The following is a 21,031-nucleotide window of genomic DNA, read 5'->3' on the forward strand; positions in this document are numbered from 1 at the left end:
GGCGTTGGTTGTGGTATTTTCCGGAGTCTTTTACCCCATATCAGGCGGCCCTGTTCCAGGGCTGGAAATGTCCATCACGAGGTGTTCATGAAGAGGAAGCTTCTTTTCGGCGGCCTGCACGTGTTTCTGCTCGTATTCCTTCTGCCTTTCCTCGCCCTGGCCTGGACCGCAGGGCTGCAGGAGGCCGCCGAAGCCGTGGCCCGTGGCGCGGCCACGCCGGCTCAGGAGATGCTCGTGTTCGTGCACAACAAGGAGGTCAACCTCCTGGCGCAGGAGGGACGGATTTCGCTGTCCAGCTACGAGACCTGCCAGGACAAGTTCTTCGAACTCAACGAGGACCTGGTCAAGAAATCCGTTCGGGATGCCGGCTTCGACTCGAGCATCAGCGACCGCAAGTTCAACCCGGGCACGGACACGGATGTCAACGTGAAGGGCACGGGCGGCAGGCAGGTGACCCTGGAGGACATCAAGAACATCGACGCCAACTATCAGAAAAATCTCAAGCAGCACTTTAAGGAAAAGGGGCTCGATCCCCCAACCGGCAAGGTCAACACCGAGACGGACTTCATGCCCCATCCGGACCACACGGATCCCGACGAGTTCAAGCGCATCGTCAAGTACGTCAACGAAAACGGCGGCACGGCCTACACGGACCCAAGGGCGGCCTCGGCCCAGGGCAAGCTCGGCACCGACAGGGTGATCCGGGTCGACGAGGCCTCGTCGTTCAGTTCGACCATGAAGGACATGGCCGACATGAAGATCCAGAAGGCCAACGCCCTGCGCAACGAAGCCGGCGCCATCCGCAATTCCAACCCCGGACGCGCCGAATACCTCGAAGCCCAGGCCCGGCAGTACGACTATCAGGCATCCAAATACCACGAGCGCATCCGCGACATGAACGCGCAGATGCGGCGGGACTACCTCGGGGAGAAGGGGGCCGTGCCCGGCGCGGCGGACGACGCCGCAAAGGGGACTGGGAACGTGAAGAAAGGGCTGGAGAAGGCCTCGGGCAACATCAAGTCCGGGGGGCGCAACCCCTTCACGGGCAAGGACGCCGCGGCCGTGCACAACCTGCATCAGAGCGGGCTGCAGGGGGCCACGGACGACATGATCGACACCCTGACTGCCATTGCCAAAAAGGACCCGACCCAGCTCACGCAGGTCCGCAAGGCTCTGGAGGTGGAGGTCAAGAGGCTGCCGGCCAACAGGGCCGTGCAGGCCGTGGACCGCATCGACGACGCCTTGAAGGGCGTCAAGGGCGTCGACGGCAGCTTCGCCAAGGTCGTCTTCGGAGAGGCCAAGTCGGCCAAGCAGGCCGCGGATGCCGCCGCCAAATGGGGCGCGTACAAACAGTCCCTGAAGAACGTCAGCGGCATCAGGAGCATGACCAAGATTTCCGTGGTCATGACCGCCGGCGGGGCTCTGCTCACGGGTTATCAGGGGGTGAGCATCGCCTTGGACAACGTCAAGGCCACGGACACCCTGTGGGATTTTTTCCGCAACTGCTACTACCACTCCGCCTGGGAGGGCACGGGCATCGGACCGGCCTTCGAGCAGGCACAGCGGGAGGAGATCGAGCGCTACATGAAGGAGTTCGAGGCCGGGCAGTCGCCGTCCATGACCAAGCACGTGACCTTCACCATCCTCAAGACCGGCGTGTACCTCGGCAAGGAGGCCCTCATCGGCGTGCTGTACCTGCCCGACACCATCTGGGAGTACTTCACCCAGGAAAAGGAGATGGAGGCCTACGCGGCCATGCAGAACGAGCTGGCCAAGGTCATGCGCCAGATGGTGCTGGACCGCCAGGCCTTCGAACAGGTCATGGCCGACATGAAAAAGATGGGTCTGCACGACTCCGACGCCAAGGACTACCTGAACTGCCTCTGCGGGGGCTGCGGCGGGTCCCTGGGCGGGTTCTTCAACCCCGGGTGCACCGCGGAAGTCGGCCACGGCCCCTGCCAGTGCAACGGTCCCCTGTCCATCTGGAAGACGCCCCTGCCCGCCGGCGACAAGCAGGCGCAGTACGACTGCTTCAACAAGGTGGCCAAGATGCGCTACGACGAGGCCCGGGCAGTCTTCGACCAGTGGAACCGGCAGGCGGCCGAGGAGAACGCCAAAAGCGTCCAGCCGCAGATGGACAAGATCCGGGCGGACATCGTGAACCGCAAGGCCATGGAGGATGAGGATACGGCCCGGGCCATTTCGGACCGCTTCGAGGGCGTCAGGGAGCTTCTGCGCCCCGAGGACGCCGACTACGTACGCGGTACGGTCGGGCCCTACCTGGAGAATTTCGCGGCCAGGAATGTGGAGCGCGGCGACATAGCCAGGGCCGTCGACAACCAGGGCCGGGCCGTGAACAAGGTCGGCACGCGCGACTTCCAGTCCGAGGCGTACGCCAAGCAGCGCCTGGCCCAGTACGAAAAGTGGGACAAGGCGTGGGGTGAGGCCAGGAAGACATTCCCGCAAATCGAGGGCCTGGCGCGGGCCGGGAAGGTGCAGCAGGCCGCCGGCGCCATCGAGAACCTCGAATACCGCATGCTCAAGGACCACCTGCGTCCCTTGCCGCCGGCCGTGAAGGACCCTGACTTCCTGGCTCTCAAGAAGCGCGTGGACGGCTACATGGCGGAGTACCGGGAGTTCCTGGCCAAGGAGTCCGAGCGGATCTCGGCCCTGGTGCGGGAGCGGGAGCGACGCGCCGCCGTCAGGGCCATCGGGGAGCTCATCGAGTCATGGGAGCACGCGCCGGCCAAGCTCAACGAACTCAACCAGTGGCTGGCGGCCTGCAAGGCGGGGGTCAAGGAGGCCGAGAACGCCAAGGCCATGGGTGAGCACTACGAAAAGGCCGGGGACATCGCCCAGGCCATCCATCAGTACAAGGTCAGCCTTACCCTGCAGGTCGATGGCGACGTGACGAGGGCCCTGGAGAGGCTGCAGCAGCAGTCGGCGCAGGGCGCCGCCGCCGAGCCCAAGACAGCGGCCAAGGCGCAGCCTGCGGCCTCTGCCTCCCCGGTGCCGTCCCCGGCATCGGCTCCGGTATCGGCTCCGGCATCGACTCCGGCTCCGGCATCGACCGCGGCGTCGGCTCCAGGCGCCACGCAGACGCCCGCGGCCCCTCCGGCCCCGAAGGTGGAGATGTCCAGGGGGTTCGTGGGCCAGTGGGAAACGGACTGGGGAGTCATGGTCCTGCAGATCGCGTCCGGATCGGGACAGGTCACGGGCACGTATCCTCATGACGAGGGCCGGATTTCCGGCCAGCTCTCCCCGGACGGCACGGTCCTCACCGGGACGTGGTCCGAGGCGCCGACGTACAAGCCGCCGCAGGATGCCGGGCGCATCGAGTTCGTGCTCGGGAGCGATCTCAATTCCTTCACCGGCAAATGGGCGTACGGCGACAAGGACATGACCGGCACCTGGGTCGGCAGGCGTTGGACCGGAAGCCAGGCCGCTGCGGGTTCCTCCGATCAGAAGGCGCCCGGCGCCGCTTCACCGCCCGCGCCGAGTCAGGACGCGGCCCCCGCCAAGGGCCGGGATGACGCGGCCGCTGCGATGTCAAAGGCCCCGCAGGGGTGGCAGAGCGTGACCATGGGCAATGTCCGCTTCGCCGTTCCGGCCTCGTGGCAGCACCAGACCCGCGAGGAGAGCGCCGTGGACGTGCTCCATCTATACTGGGAGGGCGGTTTCGAGAACCCGGTGCACGGCGTGTCCGGGGGCGTCACCCGGGACTATGCCCGCGCCCGGCAGGAGCTGCCCGGAGGCCGCGTGGTGCGCATCGGCGGGGCCGAAGTGCTGCGCGCTGACGACGGCCCGGCCGTCAACCTGCTCTTCCCGGCCATGGAGGGCGACACGGGCGTCATGCTGGTGCTTTTCCGCGGCCCTGCAGGGAGCCAAGCGACCATCGACGCCATCATCGAGACCATGGAAGTCGGGGCCGCGGCGCCCGCCGGAAACGAGGCCGCTCCAGACGGAGCTGGGGCCATCCCCCAGGGCTTGGACGGCACGCCCGAAGTCGTCTTCAACAACGGCAACATCTACACGGTCCTGAACGGGCCGACCCGCGCCACGACCTTCACCCTGGACGGACCGAACGTCCTGGCGCTGATCGAGAACTACCACTGGAACAACGGCCAGGGCGCGACCCCGGGCACCATCGCCCTGCGCGGCGCCGACGGGAAGACCTACGGCCCGTGGCAGGCCGAGGGCATGGAGGGCATGGGCGGCGTGCCCAACGCCTCCTGGACGGTCTGGCCCATGGTCCGCCTAGCCGCCGGAACGTACACGGTCATCGACTCGGACCCCGGCACCTGGGCTCACAACGAACAATCCGGCGGCAGCGGCTTCACCCGGGTGGAGATCCTGCGCCATGACCAGTAAGCCCCGGGGAATGCGCCTGCGGGGGACAGGGAGGATCACGTGGCCCTTTGCACGATGAAGAGAACGCTGCTTGCGGGCCTGCTGCTCGTCGCGGGCGTCCTGACCTCGGGCGTCACGGAATGCCGAGCCGGGGAAGGCCCGCGGATCACGCAGCTCGCCGCCCTGGACGGCGGACGCGTCCTGGTCCTGACCACGGAAAAGGGCGGGGTGTACCTCGCTCAGGGACAGGGCTGGCGGCGCGCCGGCGGCGCGCCCGAACTGTTCGTCCACCGCGCCGCGGCGTCCCGGGGCGGCCGCGTCCATATGGCCACGTCCCAGGGGCTCTACGTCTTCCGCGACGGCGTCTGGGACAAGGCGGCCGCGGGCGCCTTCGCCGGCTTCTTCCCCGACGCCGACGGAGCGCAGGCCCTGCTGCACTTCTGGGGTCTGGGTCTGCACATCCTCGACGCGCGGGGCATGACGCAGGAGTCCCTGCAGCTGCTGCGCGAGGCCTCGGCGCGGGAGGAGGCCCTGGCCCGCGAAGAGGAGGAGCTGCGCCGCCAGATGGCCCTCCTGCCTCGCGGCGATGCCGCCACCCTCGACGAGAAGCGGGCGGTGATGCGCGTCTACCAGCAATGGCAGGACGTGCAGCGCCGCCTGGAGGAGGCCGCGGGGCAGGCCCGTGCGGGTGAGCCCCGGCCGGTCATGGAAGGGCTGCCCGATGGCGCGTTCGTTTCGGGCGCGGCCCGGCGCGGGGACGGCTGGGTCGCCGGGGTCTTCGGGCACGGGACGTTCGCCCTGTCCGCGGACCGGCGGCGCTGGGAGCCCCTCGGCCACGGCCTGCCCGGGCCCTGGGTCCTGGCCGTGGAGGCCGCGCCCTGGGGTGCGGTGTATGCGGGACTCTACGGCGCCGGCCTGCATGTCCTGGCCCCCGGCGCCACGGTCTGGGAACGGGTGGACGGGGTGCCGGGCGACAGCACGGTGCAGGGCGTGTCCTTCGGCCGGGACGGCCAGGTCCTGGTGGCCACGCGCGAGCACGGCGCGCTTTTCTCCCCGGACGGCGGGCGGACCTGGCCGGGCCCGGGCGGCGGCCCGGAGGGCAACGTCCAGGGCGTGGCCGTCGGCGACGATGGCAGCCTCTGGGCCGGACTGTGGGAAGGGGGGCTATTTGTCTCCACTGACGGCGGGACCACCTGGCGGCCCTGCGAACGACTCGAATATTGAACGCCGCCTGCGGGGCGGAGGTAGCATGATTCTTTTGCTCAGAAACATCGTCGCGGCCTGCGTCATCGCCGCCGCGGTCATGGCCTGGTGGTACCCGGAGCCGGTCCTGCTGCGGGGCGAACTCGTGAACTGGGGCAAGCTCTACGAGGACCGCAACACCCCGCCCGGCCGCATGTCCGGCGCCATGGGCCTGGGGAAGGCGTTCGTGCAGTCCGTCTCGGAGCCCCTGCCCCTGACGGAGTTCATCGCCGCCAAAACCAGGGGGCGCACCGTGACGGTCACGGGCCCCGCCTGGGCACAGGCCTTCGGCGAACTGGAGCGGGCCTTGGCCGCCGGCAGCCGACCGGTGCGATTCGACCGGCCGGACCTGCGGCCCTTCGGCGAACTGCCGGGGCCGTCCGGGTACGCCGAGTTCCGCGACGGCTCGGGTATCCGCCACATGGACTACAGGCGCATCCCGGCCAGGGAGTACGGGACGTCCGACGTCCCCGACGAGGCGGCCTTTCCCCTGCGCCGTCACTGGTCGTGGCTGCTGGGGGCCGGACTGGGCGCCCTGGCGATGGGCCTACTGGCCGGCAGGGCGGGTGATGTGGTCGCATGGAGCTCGGCCGGCAGGGGGGTGCGCTGGTCGGCGGTCTGCGCGGTCTTGTTCGGCGCCCTGGTCCTGTGGCCCTTCGTCTTCGACACCGTGGGCAGCGGGGCGAGCTACGCATCCATCGTGGTCGGCGGCCTGTTCCTTTTCGGCTCGCTCCTCGGCGTGTGGCTCTTCGGACGTCAGGTCGGCCTGCTCCGCGACATGGTTGAAGGGGGGCGGCACCTGGCCCATTTCACCTTCGAACCCGAGGAGTGGAAAGCCTTCGCGCGCTGGGAGTACGGGGAGGAGTCCTCACAGAAGAGAAGCCTCTGGCTGCTCATCTTCGGAATCTCCGTGGTCGTCGGCGCGGGCCTCATGATCGTCAAACGCGACGAGGCCTCGTTTGTGGTGTTCGGCTTCCTCATGGCCTTCATGGCGCTGCTCCTGCTCCTGGCCACGGGCCTGCCGGCCCTGACCTACCGTCGCAACCTGCGCAGGCTCGGCGAGGTCTATGTCGGGGAGCGGTGCGTGTACGTCAACGGGACGGTGCATTCCTGGGGCACGCTGGGCAGCAGGCTCGATTCCGTGAAACGCGAGCGCAAGCCCCTGCCGCACATCCGTCTCGTCTATTCGTACATCATGGTGGCCGGGCGTTCCCTGTATTTTTTCCGCAATTACGTCACGGTGCGCATACCCGTGCCGAGCAGTCAGGCGGACGGCGGGGACATGATCGTCAAGGCCCTGGAAAAATCGGCCCACGGCGGCTGATCGTATTCGGTCACGCGAACTTTTTGCGGCATGTCTGCCGCGCATGGAGGTTTCATGCGACTCTGGCTCCTGCTTCTGTTTTTGTTCGTTTGTCCGGCGTACGCTTCGGAACCCGCCGTGGACGCGCTGCCGCCCGAGCTGGTCAGGCTGCGTGACGACGGGCGTCTGACGGTGCGGGCCCTGTGGGCCTGGAAGCTCGTGCCCGCGTCCACCGCGACCACGGCCATGGAGCTGCGGACCATGGGCCTGGACCTCATCGGGGCCGACCGCGCGCAACTGGCGGCGTGGGTCCGGGAGGCGGAGGAAGGGACCGCGGCATTCTCGCCGGCTCAGCGCGAGGTCCTGTCAGGCCTGCTGGCGATGATGGATTCCGGAAATGCCGCCGCGCCTGCGGACATGCAACCGGCCGATGCCTCGGCCGCTGCGGCTCCGCCTGCGCCCGACGCGGTCCCTGCGGTGTCCGACGCGGTCGATGCGGTCCCTGCGGTGCCCGACATGGCCGCTGCGGCCCCTCCTGTGCCTGACACGGTCGCTGCGGCCCCGCCTGCATCCGAAGTGGCAGGTTCTGCCCCGCAGCTACCCGATGCGGTCGAGGCCGCACCGTCCGTGCCCGGCGGCGCTTCGGGGCCGGCCATGTATCGCGGAGGGGCGGCCCGCACGGGCGTTTCCGAAGCGTCGGGCCCGGCCGGGCCTGCGGCCGTGCTGTGGAAGCTCAAGGTCGGCGGCGGGACGTGCACCGCCCCGGTCGTGCTCGACGGCCTGGCGTGCTTCGGCAGCGTGGACGGCCATCTCTATGCGGTGGATGTGGCCGCAGGAGCGCTGAAGTGGAAGTTCTTCGCCGAGGACTGGGTCGACCAGCCTCCGGCCATGGCCGGAGGAACGGTCTTTTTCGGCAACGTCGTTGGCGATAGGAGCGGCGACCGCCATCTTTTCGCCTTGGACGCGGCCACGGGCAGTGAGAAATGGCGCTTCAAGTCCCTGTATTACGGCGTGAATTCCTCGCCGGCCATGGTGGACGGCGCCATCTGCTTCGGAGCCGGAAAGCACGTGTACAGCGCCGACCCGCAGACGGGCGACGCGAAATGGGGTTTCGAGGCGTCTGATACCGTCGGCACTCCGGCCGTCTCCGACGGCACGGCCTTTTTCGCCCATGCCAACCGCCTGACCGCCGTGAACCTGGGCTCCGAGGCGGAAAAATGGACGTTCCGCGCCGGAGCCAACATCACCACCTGTCCGGCCGTGTCGGATGGGCTGGTGGTCTTCGGCAGCGACGATTTCAACATTTACGCGGTGGACGTTCAGACTGGAGTGGAGAAATGGAAGTTCGGCACCGGGCTGATCCATCACCCTGCGGCGGTGCATGACGGTGTGGTCTATGCCGTCAGCGCCGACAACCTGCACGCCCTCGATGCCGCCACCGGCGCCGTGAAGTGGACGGTCAACACGCAGCGCGCCCACCTGAAGGCCCCAGTCGTTGACGGTGATGCCCTCATGCTTGCGGCCGGCAATTTCCTGCTCAGACTGGACAGGGCTTCCGGTCAGGAGAGCTGGAGATTCGAGGCCGGCGGTGAAATTACGTCCCCGGCCCTGTCCGGCGGCGTAGCGTATTTCTGGAGCGAGGACGGGCATCTGTATGCCGTCCGCTAGTCTTGTGATCAACGCGGCAACGAGGAGGCTCACATGCGTTCTTCCCTGATCATTCTGATGCTGGCCGGGCTTCTGTGCGCGGCAGGCCCGGCATTGTCCGTTCCTGCGCAAGGGGCCGCGCCCGAAGTCGAGATAGCCACGGGCCCGGACGGGCTCCTGCAGATGGAAGCTGAGGGCAAGGTCACGGTCCGCGCCCTGCGCGGCTGGGGGCGCCTGCCCGACACGTTCGTCAAGCTGGCGCAGCGGATGCGGCAGGAAGCGGGGCTAGATCTGCTGGGCGCGAATCTGGATCAGGTCCGGAAATGGACCGCCGATGAGGCCGCGGCCGCGTACAGGGCCGACCTGCAGGAATTGGCGACCTTCATGGAGCGCGGCGAGCATCTGGACTGGTCCCCGTCCGCTCCGGGCGCCGCCGTGCCTGCGGGCACCCTGCTGCGCAGCGGCGGCGTCCGCTGGGCACAGGCCGCCGACGGGCCCGCCGTGGCTCCCGCCGCGCCAGCCGAAGCCGCACCTGCCCAGGCCGAGACGGAGCGGGGGGCGGGAACGGAGGCGGCCTCTGCCCTGCCTCCGGCCGCACCGAGCGATTCGGGCCCGGCGGAAGGCGTGGAATTTCCCATCAACGACCAGGTTCAGGGCACGTACAGGGTCAGGCTGCAGGCCGAGGGCATCACGGTGGCCGGGCCGCAGGACGACCCCTATTTTCAGCGGCGCCTGCAGGCCTTGCTGCCGGGGGCCCCGGCGGTCGCGGAAGGGGAGAAGCGCCATTTCGACAAGCTTGCCGAGAACATGGGCGTCAAGGCCGCCCTCGACGGTGACGCCCCCTACAGCCGGGTCCTCGGGTTCGTCACGGCCGATACTCCCGTGGTCATCCGCGTCGACGCCCCGGAGAACCCCGAGATTCCCCTGAGCGAAAAGGAGGCCAAGGACGGGGTGTCCTACCGCGTGGCGGGCAAATCGGTGTATGTCTACCGGCACGACGACGCCGGGGGCGACGCGGACATCGGGTTCGAGGAGAGCCGGGACGGCGAGGTGCGCTGGACCCCCCGCCTGGACCCCGCCACGGGCCGCCCTGTGGGCCCTCGGGCCTTTGGCGTCTACATGGCCTACCGGGTCAAGAAATTCATCGGCGACAACGAACTGGGCACCCTCAGCACTAGCGTGCACCGTGTCGGCTGGGTCGTGACGGCCATGCCCGGCGACGTTTACGAGCACGAGGGGACGCTCTACGCCGTGGGGCAGGAGGAATCCCTGTCGGCCGGCGCGCCGGGCGGACCGGCTGCGGCCGCGGAGAACTTCGATTTCGAGCTGCCGCAGTACGCCCTGGACGAAAGGGCCATCAAGCTGTCCGACGACCTGCGTCACGTGGCCTGGGTCGAGGGCGAGAAGAAGGGGAAGAAGCGCGTCGCGGTCAACGGCGTGCCCGGAAAATGGTACGACGACGTCAAGGGGTACTCCATGCTCTTCACGCCCAAGGGCGAGACCTTCTGCTTCGAGGCGGAGCTGGGCGACAAGGAGGTTCCGGTATGCAACGGGGCCGACGGCCCGGTCTTCAGCGAAATCGATTTCCTGAAAATGAGCGAGGACGGGGCCCATGTCCTGGTCGGCGGGAAGGCCGGCGACGTGTACCGGGTCTATCTCGACGGCAAGCAGGTGCGCGAGACGCCCGTCCCCGTGCGGGAGGGGGCCGTGGCCTGGAACGGCAAGGCCGCCTGGGTCGAGCGGGGGCGTGACGAGCAGACCGGCGCCGACTTTGCCATGGTCGTGACCGCGGACGGTGCCGTGGGGCGGAAGTACCCGGCCGTTCACGGCAACCTCCTGTTCACGCAAAACCGCGCCGAACTCTACTACATCGCCGAGAAAGAGGGCGGAGACCGCTTCCTGGTTCGGGACGCCGAGGAGCTCACCCCCACCATGGGCAGCGGCTACAAGTTCACGGTCACCCCTGACGGTGCGTATTACGCTTTTGTGGCCCATGTGGACGACACGGTCAGGTCCATGGTCGTCAACGGACAGATCGGTCCCGATTTCGAGGATATCTGGGATCCGGCCACGTTCAGCCCCGACGGGTCGCGGCACGCCTACGAAGCCAAGAAGGGCGGCGAGGCGTTCCTGGTGGTCGACGGGCAGGTCTTCACCCATGATTTCGGGGCGCTCAAAAGCGTAGCGGGTGAAACCTTCAGCCCCGACGGACGGCATTGGGCCGCGGGCTTCCAGATCGGCGACGAGGAATACGTCGTGGTCGTGGACGGCAAGGAGGTCGGCCGCGGCCAGGGCTCGCCCAGGGGCATCGTCTTCAGCCCCGACGGGACGAAGGTGGCCTGGCTGGAGAAGGGCAAGTCGTCCTGGCGGGCCTTCCTCGACGGCCAGGCCGGCCCGGAATTCCGGGAGATCTTCGGCGACGAGCCCCCGCAATTCAGCCCCGACGGCAGGCATCTGGTCTACTTCGCACTCGACAAGGAGAAGAAGGTGCACATCGTCGTCTTCGGGGGCGAGGACCGCGTCCACGACATCATTCCGCCCCGGGCGGCGTTCGCCAAGGGCGGCGTGGAGTACCTGGCCGTCGACGGGAACCGCTTCCGGCGGCAGAGCGTGCCGCTGCCCTGAAACGGTTCCGTCTCGGCCGTCCCTCCCGGCGGCCCGGACAGACATGAAAACAGGCCGGAAACCGCCATGGTTTCCGGCCTGTGTCTTTTCGGGGTGACGCCTAGGAACGTTTTCCGAACTTGACCGCCCCTTCCAGGAGGTAGGTCATGTCCTCCACGACCTCGGGGATGCTCTTGCCGCCGGTCAGTTCGCGGATGCGGCGGTCGGCGGTGACGGGATCGATGTTGTTCTCGCCGAAGTCGGCCAGGATCTGGCGGACCTTGTTCCAGTGCTCGCGGGCGTTCTGGAATTTGGTCAGGCTCTGGCCCGTGGGTTTGACCTGGTCGAGGATGGGGTTCAGCTTGGTCTGCATGTCCTTGGCCGCGCCGCGGCTGATCTCCTGCAGTTTGGTCATTCTGTCGAGGCTCGGGTCGTTTTGCATGTGCCAGGACTTGTAGCGCGTCACGTCGGCCGCCTGCTCTCCCCAGGCCTTGGATACGCCGGACTTGTCGGGAGAGAGCCAGGCCAGGTCCTTGTAGCTCTCGGCATGGCCGCTGGTGGTCACGGTTTCCCAGGCCTGTCCGGCATTGCGTCCGGTTGACGCCTCGTAGGCCTCGTTCCAGGCCCTCTGGGCGTCCTCCTGCCACTGGTTCAGCTTGGCGGGCTTGCCGTCCCGGGTCAGGGCGCGGGCCGCCTGCTCGTCCAGGCCGATGTCGAAGTCCATGCCTACGGACCCGGCGCTCGCGGAGTTGCGGAACTCCTTGAGGGGTTGCTGGTTCCACCCCTTGGCCTGCATGTTGGCGTGGAACTTGGCCTCCACGTCGGCGTGCACGGCCCGCAGGTGGGCGTTGTAGGCCTGCTGCGAACCGGCGTCCCCCTTGTACTTGAGGAAGTTCTTGGCGTGGGGGCTGCCGTTGACCGCGGCCACCTTGTCGCGGACCTCGGCCTGGAGTTTCATGATCTCCGCGGGCGAGGCTCCGGCAGCGCCCGCCTCGGAAAGGCGCTTCTGGGCCTGCCGGAAGTCCTCGACGAGGTCTTCGCCCTGCTTCCTGGCCTGCCTGAACTGCTCCAGGGCGCGCTGGTCCCCGGATTTCGGCAGCTTGGCCACGGCCTGCGGCGCCGTCCCGGAGGACGCCGCCGGCTTCGCCGCCTGCGCACCCGGCGCGGTCCCCTTGGCGGCGGGCGCGTCCGGGCCGTCGACGCCGCCCCCTTTGCCCATGACCTTGCCCATGCCGTACTCCATCCCCTTGGCCGTGGCCAGGGAGAAGGCTCCGCGCTTCAGGGCCTCCTGCACGCCGCCCTCTCGGTAGCCGCGCATGGCCTCGGCCGCGGCACCGGCCGTGGGCCCGAACATGGAGGCCGTGCGCAGGGCGGCTTCGGCGGGCCCTCCCTCGATATAGCCCGTGGCCGCCTGGTAGGCCGCATCCACGTATTTTCCGCCGAACAGGGACAGGACCATCATGCCCGAGTCGGCCGCGGTCTTGATGTTCTCGGCCGCCTCCAGGCCAAGGGTGGCGTAGGCGGACTCCTCGTCGCTCTTGGCCTGCTGCCCCAGGTAGTGGCCCTCCACCTTCTTGCCCAGCGCGTCGGCGATGCGCTTCACGGCGGCCTGGTCCATGTTCAGGCGCACCTCCGGCGTCAGTTGGCGCTCCACGAAGGCGCGGGCCTCGCTGCCCTCATCCCCCGGGAGCATGCCGGCGAGCTTGAAGAGGGCGTCGCTGGAGCGCTGGAAGTTCTCCATCTGCCGCTGGCTCTGCCTGATGTTGGCGATGAATCCGGCATGGGCGTAGTCGTCGAAGGCGGTGCGGGTGCGGACCAGTTCTCCGGTCTCCACGGATGCGACGAGGTCCTTTTCGCCCTGCAGGTCGGACATGGCGCCGACGATGCGGAACTCCAGCTGCGCCCGCCGATTGGGGTCGGTTTCCTTTTCCAGTTCGGCCCGGTCCCGGTCCAGGTTGCGCTGGATGATGACCATGTTTTGCTTGTGGAACTCGATGCGTTCGAGTCTTGCCGCTTTTTCGGCCTCGGACGCGTCGTCCGCGGCCTTCGGCGCTTCGGGCGCGGCGGCCTTTTCGGACGCCTGGGCCACTGCGGTCTGAGCCGATTGCGGCGGCGCCTGCTGCGGGCCCAGGAACCTGGCGAACATGACTGACATGGCCTGGCGGTCCTGGGCCAGGGTGGTCCCTTCGGAAAAGGGGCGATCCTTGAGCCACTGCCGCGCGGCGCGGAGGAAAGCCGGGGTCCACTCGTTGTGGCGGCGGACATCGTTCAGTTCCGACACGGCGAACTTCTCGAACATGGAGACCATGGCCACCCCGACGACCTGCTGGGCCGTCTGCTTGAGGGCCTGGTCGGTGCTTTCGGCCGGCGCGGCGGGGGCGGACTCCAGCGTCTCGCGTTTTTCGGCGTTCTTCTTGGTCGCCTTTTCGAAGGCTGCCTCGACCGTGTCCAGGGCCACAGGCGGCGGGTACTCGAAGGAATCGGCGCCGTCGGCCAGGCGATCGGCCATGACCGTGATCACGTAGGTGTCCTCCTCGTCCTTCATTTCGTAGGTAGTGCGCAGGGAGCCGTCCCCGAAGGCGGGGAGCATCCCGGGCATGTCGGGCGAGTCACCGTCGCTCAGGCCGAAAATTTCGATGTAGGGATCCGTCTTCTCGTCGTAGGTCGCGGCGTCCATGCGCAGGGCGCGGTAGCGGGGGTTGGCCGGGTCGCCCACGGCATAGACCACGAAGAGCAGCGGCGACCCCTTGATGCCGTCGATCCAGCCGTCCTCGTCAAACTCCGAGGACCCGTACCAGATGCCTTCCAGGGACGGGGCCTCGACGAGGAGTTCCTTGACCGTGTCGACGGCGGACTTGTGGCGCGAGCGCGCCTCCTCCTTTTCCGCCACAGGGTCCGGGGCCTCGCCCAGTTCCTGCAGGGCCTGGGCCAGCTGGCGGCCCCGGGCCTCCAGGGAGACGAGGTAGTCCTTGAGCATGTCGGCCTGGGCCAGGGCCGCGTCGGCCCCGTCCAGGCTGTCGTACTCGGCGGCCAGCCCGGCTTCGTTCCAGGCTTGGTCGAAGGTGGCGGAGGTGGTCGCAATGGCTTCGCGGATGTTCAGGAATTCCGAAAGAATGGGCGTGGCCGCCCGGAAGTGTTCAACGATCTCGGCCGAAGGGTGGTCGTAGTAGGCCGCCCAGCGCTGCTCGAATTTCCGGGTTTCGGCTTCGGAAATGTCACCCATGAGGGTGCGGGTGGCCTCCTTGGCCGTGGTGATCATGCCCGCGTACTGGGCGCTGCCGAGTTCGACCATGGGCAGGGCCGGGGGCAGCGGCATGGGCGGCAGGGGGGCCGGGGCCGGGCGGGCAGGCACGGTGGCTCCTGCTGCCTGCGCCGGAGGTGTGGCGGACGTTTCGGCTACGGAGACGGCGACCTCTTCTTCCTGTGCAGCAGGCGGGGAAGAGGGCTCGCCGGACGCCTCTTTGCCGGTCTCGCGCATGATGCCCGCCACCCGCTCCAGGGCCTGCTTTTCGGCCGCGCTCAGGGTGCCTCCGTGTTCCTTGAGGATGGCGTCGAGCTGCTGCGGCGTGGCCCCGAGCACGTCGATGCCCTTGCCGCGCAGGCCGGACAGGGGGGCCATGGCGGCTGCGGGGATGCGGCCGAATCCGACGAGGGCGCGGACCGTCAGGGCGTCCTTTTCCATGAGGCCGCGCAGGGCCTCGGCGTCGGCGCCGGTCGAGGCCCCCTGCCGCGGGCCGGACGCGGCCGGAGTCCCGCTCTGGGCGTGCACGGGCCATGCGGTCAGAAAAAGGAGGAGGAGGGAAAGGGCGAGAATCGGCAAGCGGTCCGGGGTGGTCGTGACGCGGGAAAAGAGCATGGCATCCCCCTGAATGTGGTTTAGCGGAATACCTAGGAACTTTTGCCGGAAAAAACAATCCGGCCGCTGCACTCCCGCAGCGCAAGCGGCTTGCCCTGCCTGTCGTCTTGTGGGTATGCGTAAATATGGTCCGATGACTGATTCGTTCCTGCTGTCATTCACATCGTATCCGGGAGGGCCCACGATGCATTTTCGTTTCGCCATGGCGGTATTTCTGTTGCTGGCTGTTGCCGCGTCCTGTCCGTCTCGTGCTGCCCATGCAGCGGGCCTGGAGACGGCGGTCGGGCCCGAAGCCCTGGTTCGGCTCGAACTGCAGGGAAAGGTCACGGTCAGGGCCCTTGGCGCATGGGGGAAGATGCCGGAACGGTTCGTGCGCCTGGGGCAGACTCTGCGCACGGAGGCGGGTCTGAACCTCCTCGATGCGGGCACCGCCCAGGTCGCGGACTGGCTGGCCTTGGCCCGTGGAGGTGACGCACGACTCGCTCCATCTGCGGAAGGGCTCGCGGATCTGCACGGCTACCTTGAACGCGGCGATTTTCTGGAGTGGGTGGCCGTGGCCGACGAGGACGCCGCCGCGCCGGGCGCGCTGCTGCGTCGCGACGGCCGTCGATGGGTTCGGGGGCCCGACGGACAGGGGCCGGCATCCGCGTCGGGGTCTTCCGCACCGGCCGCGCAAGTCGCACAGGCAGCCGAACCGCTTTTTGCCGGCGACATGTCCGCGATGTGGGCCCCGTACCAGGCTGATGGTGGAAAATTCAAGAATTTCGCTAAAATTGAAAACGGCATGTTCATCGTGGACGTGCCGGAAGGGAATTCCTGGGGGCGCACTGGCATGTACACCAACGCCACCGTCGTCGAGCATCCCCGCGGCACGCAGCATGGGGTCAGGCTGACGGCGCTGCTCGACCCGGGCGCCTCGACCGACCTTGTCCTGTCCCTGGTCCCGGCCGAGGCCAGGACCGACGAAGAGTGGCGGTTCCATGATGTGCGCGTGGGCATGCATTTGGAAACGGTCGACGGCCCCCGGACCCTGACCCTGTGGATCGAGCAGCAGGTGGTCATGACCCGGGAGATCGCCGAGGTCCCGGAGCGCATCGACCTCGTCCTGCGACCCGACGACGCTGTCGTGGTCACCGACGCCGGGGGCAAGGTGCTGCTGCAGGGCATCATGCCCGGCGACGTCCCAAAGGACGGCTACCGCCTCTACGCCCTCGCCGGCGCCACGGCGAGCCGGCGCGGCAAGCCCGTACGCCTGGCCCTGAAGCGGATCGAGCGCAGCCGGGAGCCTTTCGCCGTGCAGGCTGCGCATGACGCGCCCCTTGACGGGGCTCGGCGGACCATCCTTTTCGAAGACGGCGTGCTGGGCCGCTGGCTGACTCCACTGGCCGGGCAGGGCGGGGATTTCCGCAAGCATGCCAGTCTGGAGGACGGTGAGGTCGCGGTGGACGTCCCTGCCAATTCCAGCTGGGGCAAGGTCGGCGTCTATACGCCGGGTCCCGTGCTGTGGCTGGACGGATTCGGCCCCGGCTCCGAGGCGGGCGTGACCTTCGAGTTCGATCCGGACCGCACCACGGGCTTCGTCGTGGCCCTGTCCCCGCGGTACAATCTCAAGAACAACGACCCGAGCACGCCGTACGTCTGGGCCCAGTGGAACCGCAAGGAGGACGGCTCGGGCGGCAGGGGCATGCTGCTGATCGATCCGGACTCGCGCGAGGGGGTATGGAGGGTCGAGACGGGAGCTCAGGCCCCGGGCAGAGTGACCCTGCGCATCTCGCCCGAAGGGGTCATGGCCCAGGGCCTGGGCGGGCCCGAAGAGCGCTTTCCCTGGAAATGGGCCGTGCCGAATCTGGGTTTTCGGGTCTACGCCTTCAGTCAGGCCGAGAAGTCGGGAGCGCCCGTGCGCATGGCCCTCAAGCGCATCGTCATGGACCGCGTGACCGGCGTTCCGCTGCCCCCGGAGGAACCGGCGCCGGGCGTCGAGCCTCTGGAGGTGGAAACCCTGTTCGACGGCCGGGACGGCGAGGCCTGGGAAGGTTATGGCATCCGCGGGGCCGAGTTCGCCAAGCACGGCCGTTTCGAAGGCGGGGCCCTTGTGGCCGAGGTGCCGGCCGACACCTTTTCCTGGCCCAAGGTCGGCGTGGTCTCCAGCAAACCCGTGCTGAGCTTCAACGAGCGTATCCTGCGCACGCCCTACGCCGTGCGCATCGCCTGCGACCGGACGCGCACCAGCGGCGTCGAGGCCGTGTTCCGGTCGGCCAAAACCCCGGAAATGGACAAGGGTACTGAGGTTCAGGCCAGTTTCGTCCGCCACGACACAGGGCCCGACGCGGGGAAGTACGTCCTGTCCCTGAGCGGCGAGAACGCCATCTACCTGAACTGGTCGCGCCGACTCGACGCGCGCTGGGTGGACGCCAACTGGGACGGCGTGCTGGAGGTCCGCTTCGGCGACGGCTGGGTCGAAGCCGGTCTGCCGGGCGGTCCCCGGATCCGCGGCGTGGGCCTGAGGTCCGGGAAAGGCTGGGAATACCATGTGGCCCTGACCACGTGCCCCGCGATCAAGAGCGGTGCGTCCTCCCTCGCTTTGAAAGGCGTCGTCGGAGGCTGGGTCACCCCGTCGGGCATGACGGCCGACGAGCGCTGGACGCTGGTCGACGACGAGGACTTCCAGGCGGAGGCGTTCATCGACCATGTGGCGGAATCATTGCCGGAGGAGAACTGACATGATCCAGAGACAGCACAAATCCGTCCGATCCCGCGTCCACGGTCCGGAAATCGCCCCGCAAGGCGTGCGGTTCCTGACGTATCTCCTGGCCGCGGCGGCCCTGGTTTTCTGGCTGGCCGGACCAGCGCACAGCCATGACCTCGAATCGCTGCGCTCCCTGCAGCAGAAGGAACTCGACGCCATCGAGGCCAAGTACTCCGAGATGGCCCGGAAGGCGGCCGGAAACCCCGACGGTACGGTCAATGTCGACAGCGAGGCCTACCGCAAGGTCGAACAGGAGTATTTCCAGCAGATGCAGAAGACGCGGGAAAAGTACACCAAGTTGGACCCCCGCATGCAGGAGCTCACGCGTATCCAGGAAAAATATGACGGGCTCATCGAGAATTCCGGCTCGGGCGCCACGGCGGCCGACGCCAAGGCCGAGAAGTCCTCTGCCAAGACCGATGCTTCCTCCGAGAGCGGGAAAAAGAAGAAGGACCTCAAGCCGCCCAAGGACGTGCGCGCGGACCTCGATCTCACGGCCAAGACCGACGAGGCGGCCCGGCAGCTCGTGGACGAGTGGCGCAAGAACGGCGACTACACCATCACCTACGACCCGAAGACGGGCAAATACGTCAGCAAGATGCATGACGCCACCATCTGGGAGCCGGCCACGCCCGAACGGCAGAAGGCGCGCCAGGCCGATTCCGACGCCTTCGTCACCCCTGGCGGCAAGAAGGCCGTGGGCGTGACGGGGCCCGAGGCCATGACCGACCCCCTGGGTTATGCCCTGGACAACAAGCAGAAGTTTCAGCACGCCCGCGAGGTCAAGGACATGAAGACCCTGGGCAAGAGCCTCAGCAAGGTCGCGGAGACCGTGGGGCACACGTCCCCGGTCACCCGCCAGGCCGACGATTTGCGCAACTACAAGAGCCTGAACGAGGCGGGCGTCACCCGGCTGGGCGAATCCAAGGAGGTGCAGGAGCGCAAGATCAAGGAATACACGAACAAGGCCGAGGCCGATTTCGAGGTGGCCGAGCACAAGGCCCGGCAGCGCAGCGAGAGGCTGCAGGAGGCGCGGCGCAACATGGCTGACACGGTCGAAAAGACGTCCAAAAGCAGCGCCGATCAGAACTGGAAGGACCAGCTCGGCGACGAGCCGGGGCAGAGCAAAAAGAGCAAGGGCGGCGGGAGCGACGACACGGCCGAGCAGGTCCGGAAACGGGCCGACGCTCTCGACGAGGCCAACGCCGAAGCGAAGAAGCGCGTGGACGGGACGGATACGAAGCCCGCACCCGGTTCCGGCGAGCAGGGGGCGGGGGAACCCGACGCCCCGGCGCAAAAGGCCGATGCCGATTCGGACGCGAAGCGCACTGCGGACGGTGATGCCGACGCGGGACGGAAATCTCCGTCCGATGCCGACGCGGACGCGAAGCGCACTGCGGACGGTGATCCCGATGCCGGGCAGAAAGCTTTGGGCGATGCCGATGCCGGGCAGAAAGCTTCGGGTGACGCCGATGCGGACGCGAAGCGCACTGCGGACGGTGACGCCGATGCAGGGCGGAAATCTTCGGCCGACGCCGATGCGGACGTGAAGCGCACCGCAGACGCCGCCGGGGAGGCCGATGCGGGGCGGAAGTCATCGACCGATGCCGACGCGCCCGCCAGGCGCACCGCGGACGCCGACTCGACGTCCGGGGGCAAGCGTGCCGCCGCGGATGCGGACGGGCCGGCCAAGCCCGGGGTCCCGTCGGGGGACGGCATCGTGCAGAAAGGCATGAACGCCGCGGACAAGGCCGACATGATCATCCAGGGCATCGAGATCACGACCACCGTCGTCGAGGGCATCAAGGAGGGCGACGCGGCCAAGGCGGCCTCGCCCCTCCTGGGCCAGGACACGTCCGAGCGGGCCAGGATGAAGAACGCCTACGAGTGGGCCGAACTGGAGGGCAAGGCCTTCGAGGCCAAGGACCGGGAGGTGGCCGCCGAGATCGAGGCCAAGCTGCGCCGCATGGGCGCCACGCAGGCCGAGGCCCGGGAGGCCCGGAACAGGTTCGAAAGCGGCGACCGGAGCGGGTTTCGCCAGAACGTGGCCCGCATCAAGGAAAAGGGGGTCAAGGACGACGGCCAGCGGGCCCTGGACGCCGGCGGGCCCTTGCAGGAGGAGGACGGCATGAAGGAGCGCCTCAAGGAGGGCGGCAGGCAGGCAGGCAAGTATGTCGACTGGTTTTACGGGGGCATCGTGGAGAAGACCGAGGCCGCAATGGAGGGGCGCAAGCAGTTGGGTGCCATTCAGGACCGGACCCAGGGCGGCATCCAGGACGACGTGGACAACCAAGTGGTCAAGAAGATGATGCGCATGGGCGTGCCCTACGATGAGGCGCGCCGGGCCGTGGACATGAGGCGCGCGGGCGATTCGTCGGAGTTCAACAGGATCGCCGAGCGTCTGCACCGGGAGGGTGTCGTGGACCCGGAGGCCGGCACGTCCGGTCTGGATGCCACGGGACTGACCGATACCTTCGAGGGCGGCGACATCTGGAAAGAGGTCTCGGGCAACGCGTGGGAGATGGTGGAAAGCAAGGGCCGGACTGTGCTCAAGCCCCTGGACATGATCTACGAGTGGCAGGAGGAGAACAACCTCGAGGCCATGCGCAGGAACGAGCGCGCGGCCAAGGTCTACCAGGTCCTGCGCGGCAACGGCGTGCCCAAGGACGAGGCCCTGTCCGCGGCCAGGTCCTTCGCCGAGGACGAGAATTCCGCGGAGCTGCGGGAGGTCTACGACAAGTACGTCAAGGGCAGGAAGGGCGGCAAGGCCCCGGCCGCCGAGGTCGAGGTCAAGCACAAGAACCTGGTGGAGTTTTTGAAGAGCCTCAACCACACGAAGCTGGAGAGCGTCTTCGCGCAGATGGGGGTCGCCCCGTCCCAGGAGTTCCTGAACTGCCTGTGCCGCTCCGCCGGATACGGCAGCCCGGGCACGACGCAAATCTACCACCCCGACACCATCGGGGACTACAACCCCAAATACAGCTGCAACAAGCCGGGCGAGCCGTGCATCGTGTCCGGCTTCGGCTGCCTGCGCCATCCCCTGCCCTCGGATGCGAACATCTGGGAGGGGTGCATGGCTGCGCACAGGACGAACATGGTCACGGGCAGCGACGGCAAGGTGGTGCCGGATTCCGGGGAGCGTCTGGACGACGTGATGATGCGGAAGATCCGCGAGCGCAACGCGGCCAAGGCCGCCATGCGGCAATAGGAGGCTCGGTCGCGCCCCGTTCGGGGCTGGACCGGTATCGAAGACGAGTGAAGCGGATGGCGCCGGAGTCTTGCC

At 67.9% G+C, this 21,031-nt stretch carries 8 protein-coding genes; 7 read left to right on the forward strand and 1 reads right to left on the reverse strand.

What is annotated here, in order from left to right; all coding sequences use genetic code 11:
* Positions 1-87: 87 nt before the first annotated feature.
* Genes ACZ5AC_RS05720 through ACZ5AC_RS05740 form a run of 5 tightly spaced genes read left to right on the forward strand, consistent with a single transcriptional unit; the run spans position 88 to position 11,167 of the window.
* Positions 88-4,371, forward strand: a complete 4,284-nt coding sequence (locus tag ACZ5AC_RS05720) for a hypothetical protein (protein WP_464249993.1) — start codon at positions 88-90, stop codon at positions 4,369-4,371.
* 39 nt (positions 4,372-4,410) lie between these two features.
* Positions 4,411-5,574 carry a WD40/YVTN/BNR-like repeat-containing protein gene (locus ACZ5AC_RS05725; protein WP_464249994.1) on the forward strand — a complete coding sequence of 388 codons (1,164 nt, stop codon included), beginning with the start codon at positions 4,411-4,413 and terminating at the stop codon, positions 5,572-5,574.
* A 25-nt stretch (positions 5,575-5,599) separates the two neighbouring features.
* The gene (locus ACZ5AC_RS05730) at positions 5,600-6,916 is read left to right on the forward strand and encodes a hypothetical protein (protein ID WP_464249995.1); all 1,317 of its coding nucleotides are present in this window, start codon (positions 5,600-5,602) and stop codon (positions 6,914-6,916) included.
* Positions 6,917-6,970: 54 nt separating this feature from the next.
* On the forward strand, positions 6,971-8,563 hold the full coding sequence (locus ACZ5AC_RS05735) for an outer membrane protein assembly factor BamB family protein (RefSeq protein ID WP_464249996.1): 1,593 nt from the start codon (positions 6,971-6,973) through the stop codon (positions 8,561-8,563).
* A gap of 33 nt (positions 8,564-8,596) precedes the next feature.
* Positions 8,597-11,167 carry a hypothetical protein gene (locus ACZ5AC_RS05740; protein ID WP_464249997.1) on the forward strand — a complete coding sequence of 857 codons (2,571 nt, stop codon included), beginning with the start codon at positions 8,597-8,599 and terminating at the stop codon, positions 11,165-11,167.
* A 100-nt stretch (positions 11,168-11,267) separates the two neighbouring features.
* Here ACZ5AC_RS05740 and ACZ5AC_RS05745 read toward each other — a convergent pair whose 3' ends face one another.
* Complete coding sequence (locus ACZ5AC_RS05745; RefSeq protein WP_464249998.1) at positions 11,268-15,002, reverse strand: hypothetical protein; 3,735 nt, start codon at positions 15,000-15,002, stop codon at positions 11,268-11,270.
* 184 nt (positions 15,003-15,186) lie between these two features.
* Between ACZ5AC_RS05745 and ACZ5AC_RS05750 the strand changes: the two genes are divergently transcribed.
* On the forward strand, positions 15,187-17,721 hold the full coding sequence (locus ACZ5AC_RS05750; RefSeq protein WP_464249999.1) for a hypothetical protein: 2,535 nt from the start codon (positions 15,187-15,189) through the stop codon (positions 17,719-17,721).
* 1 nt (position 17,722) lies between these two features.
* Positions 17,723-20,956 (forward strand): hypothetical protein, encoded by a 3,234-nt coding sequence (locus ACZ5AC_RS05755; protein ID WP_464250000.1) that lies wholly within the window; start codon positions 17,723-17,725, stop codon positions 20,954-20,956.
* The last annotated feature ends 75 nt before the right edge of the window (positions 20,957-21,031 follow it).

The organism is Desulfomicrobium aestuarii (assembly GCF_055385525.1).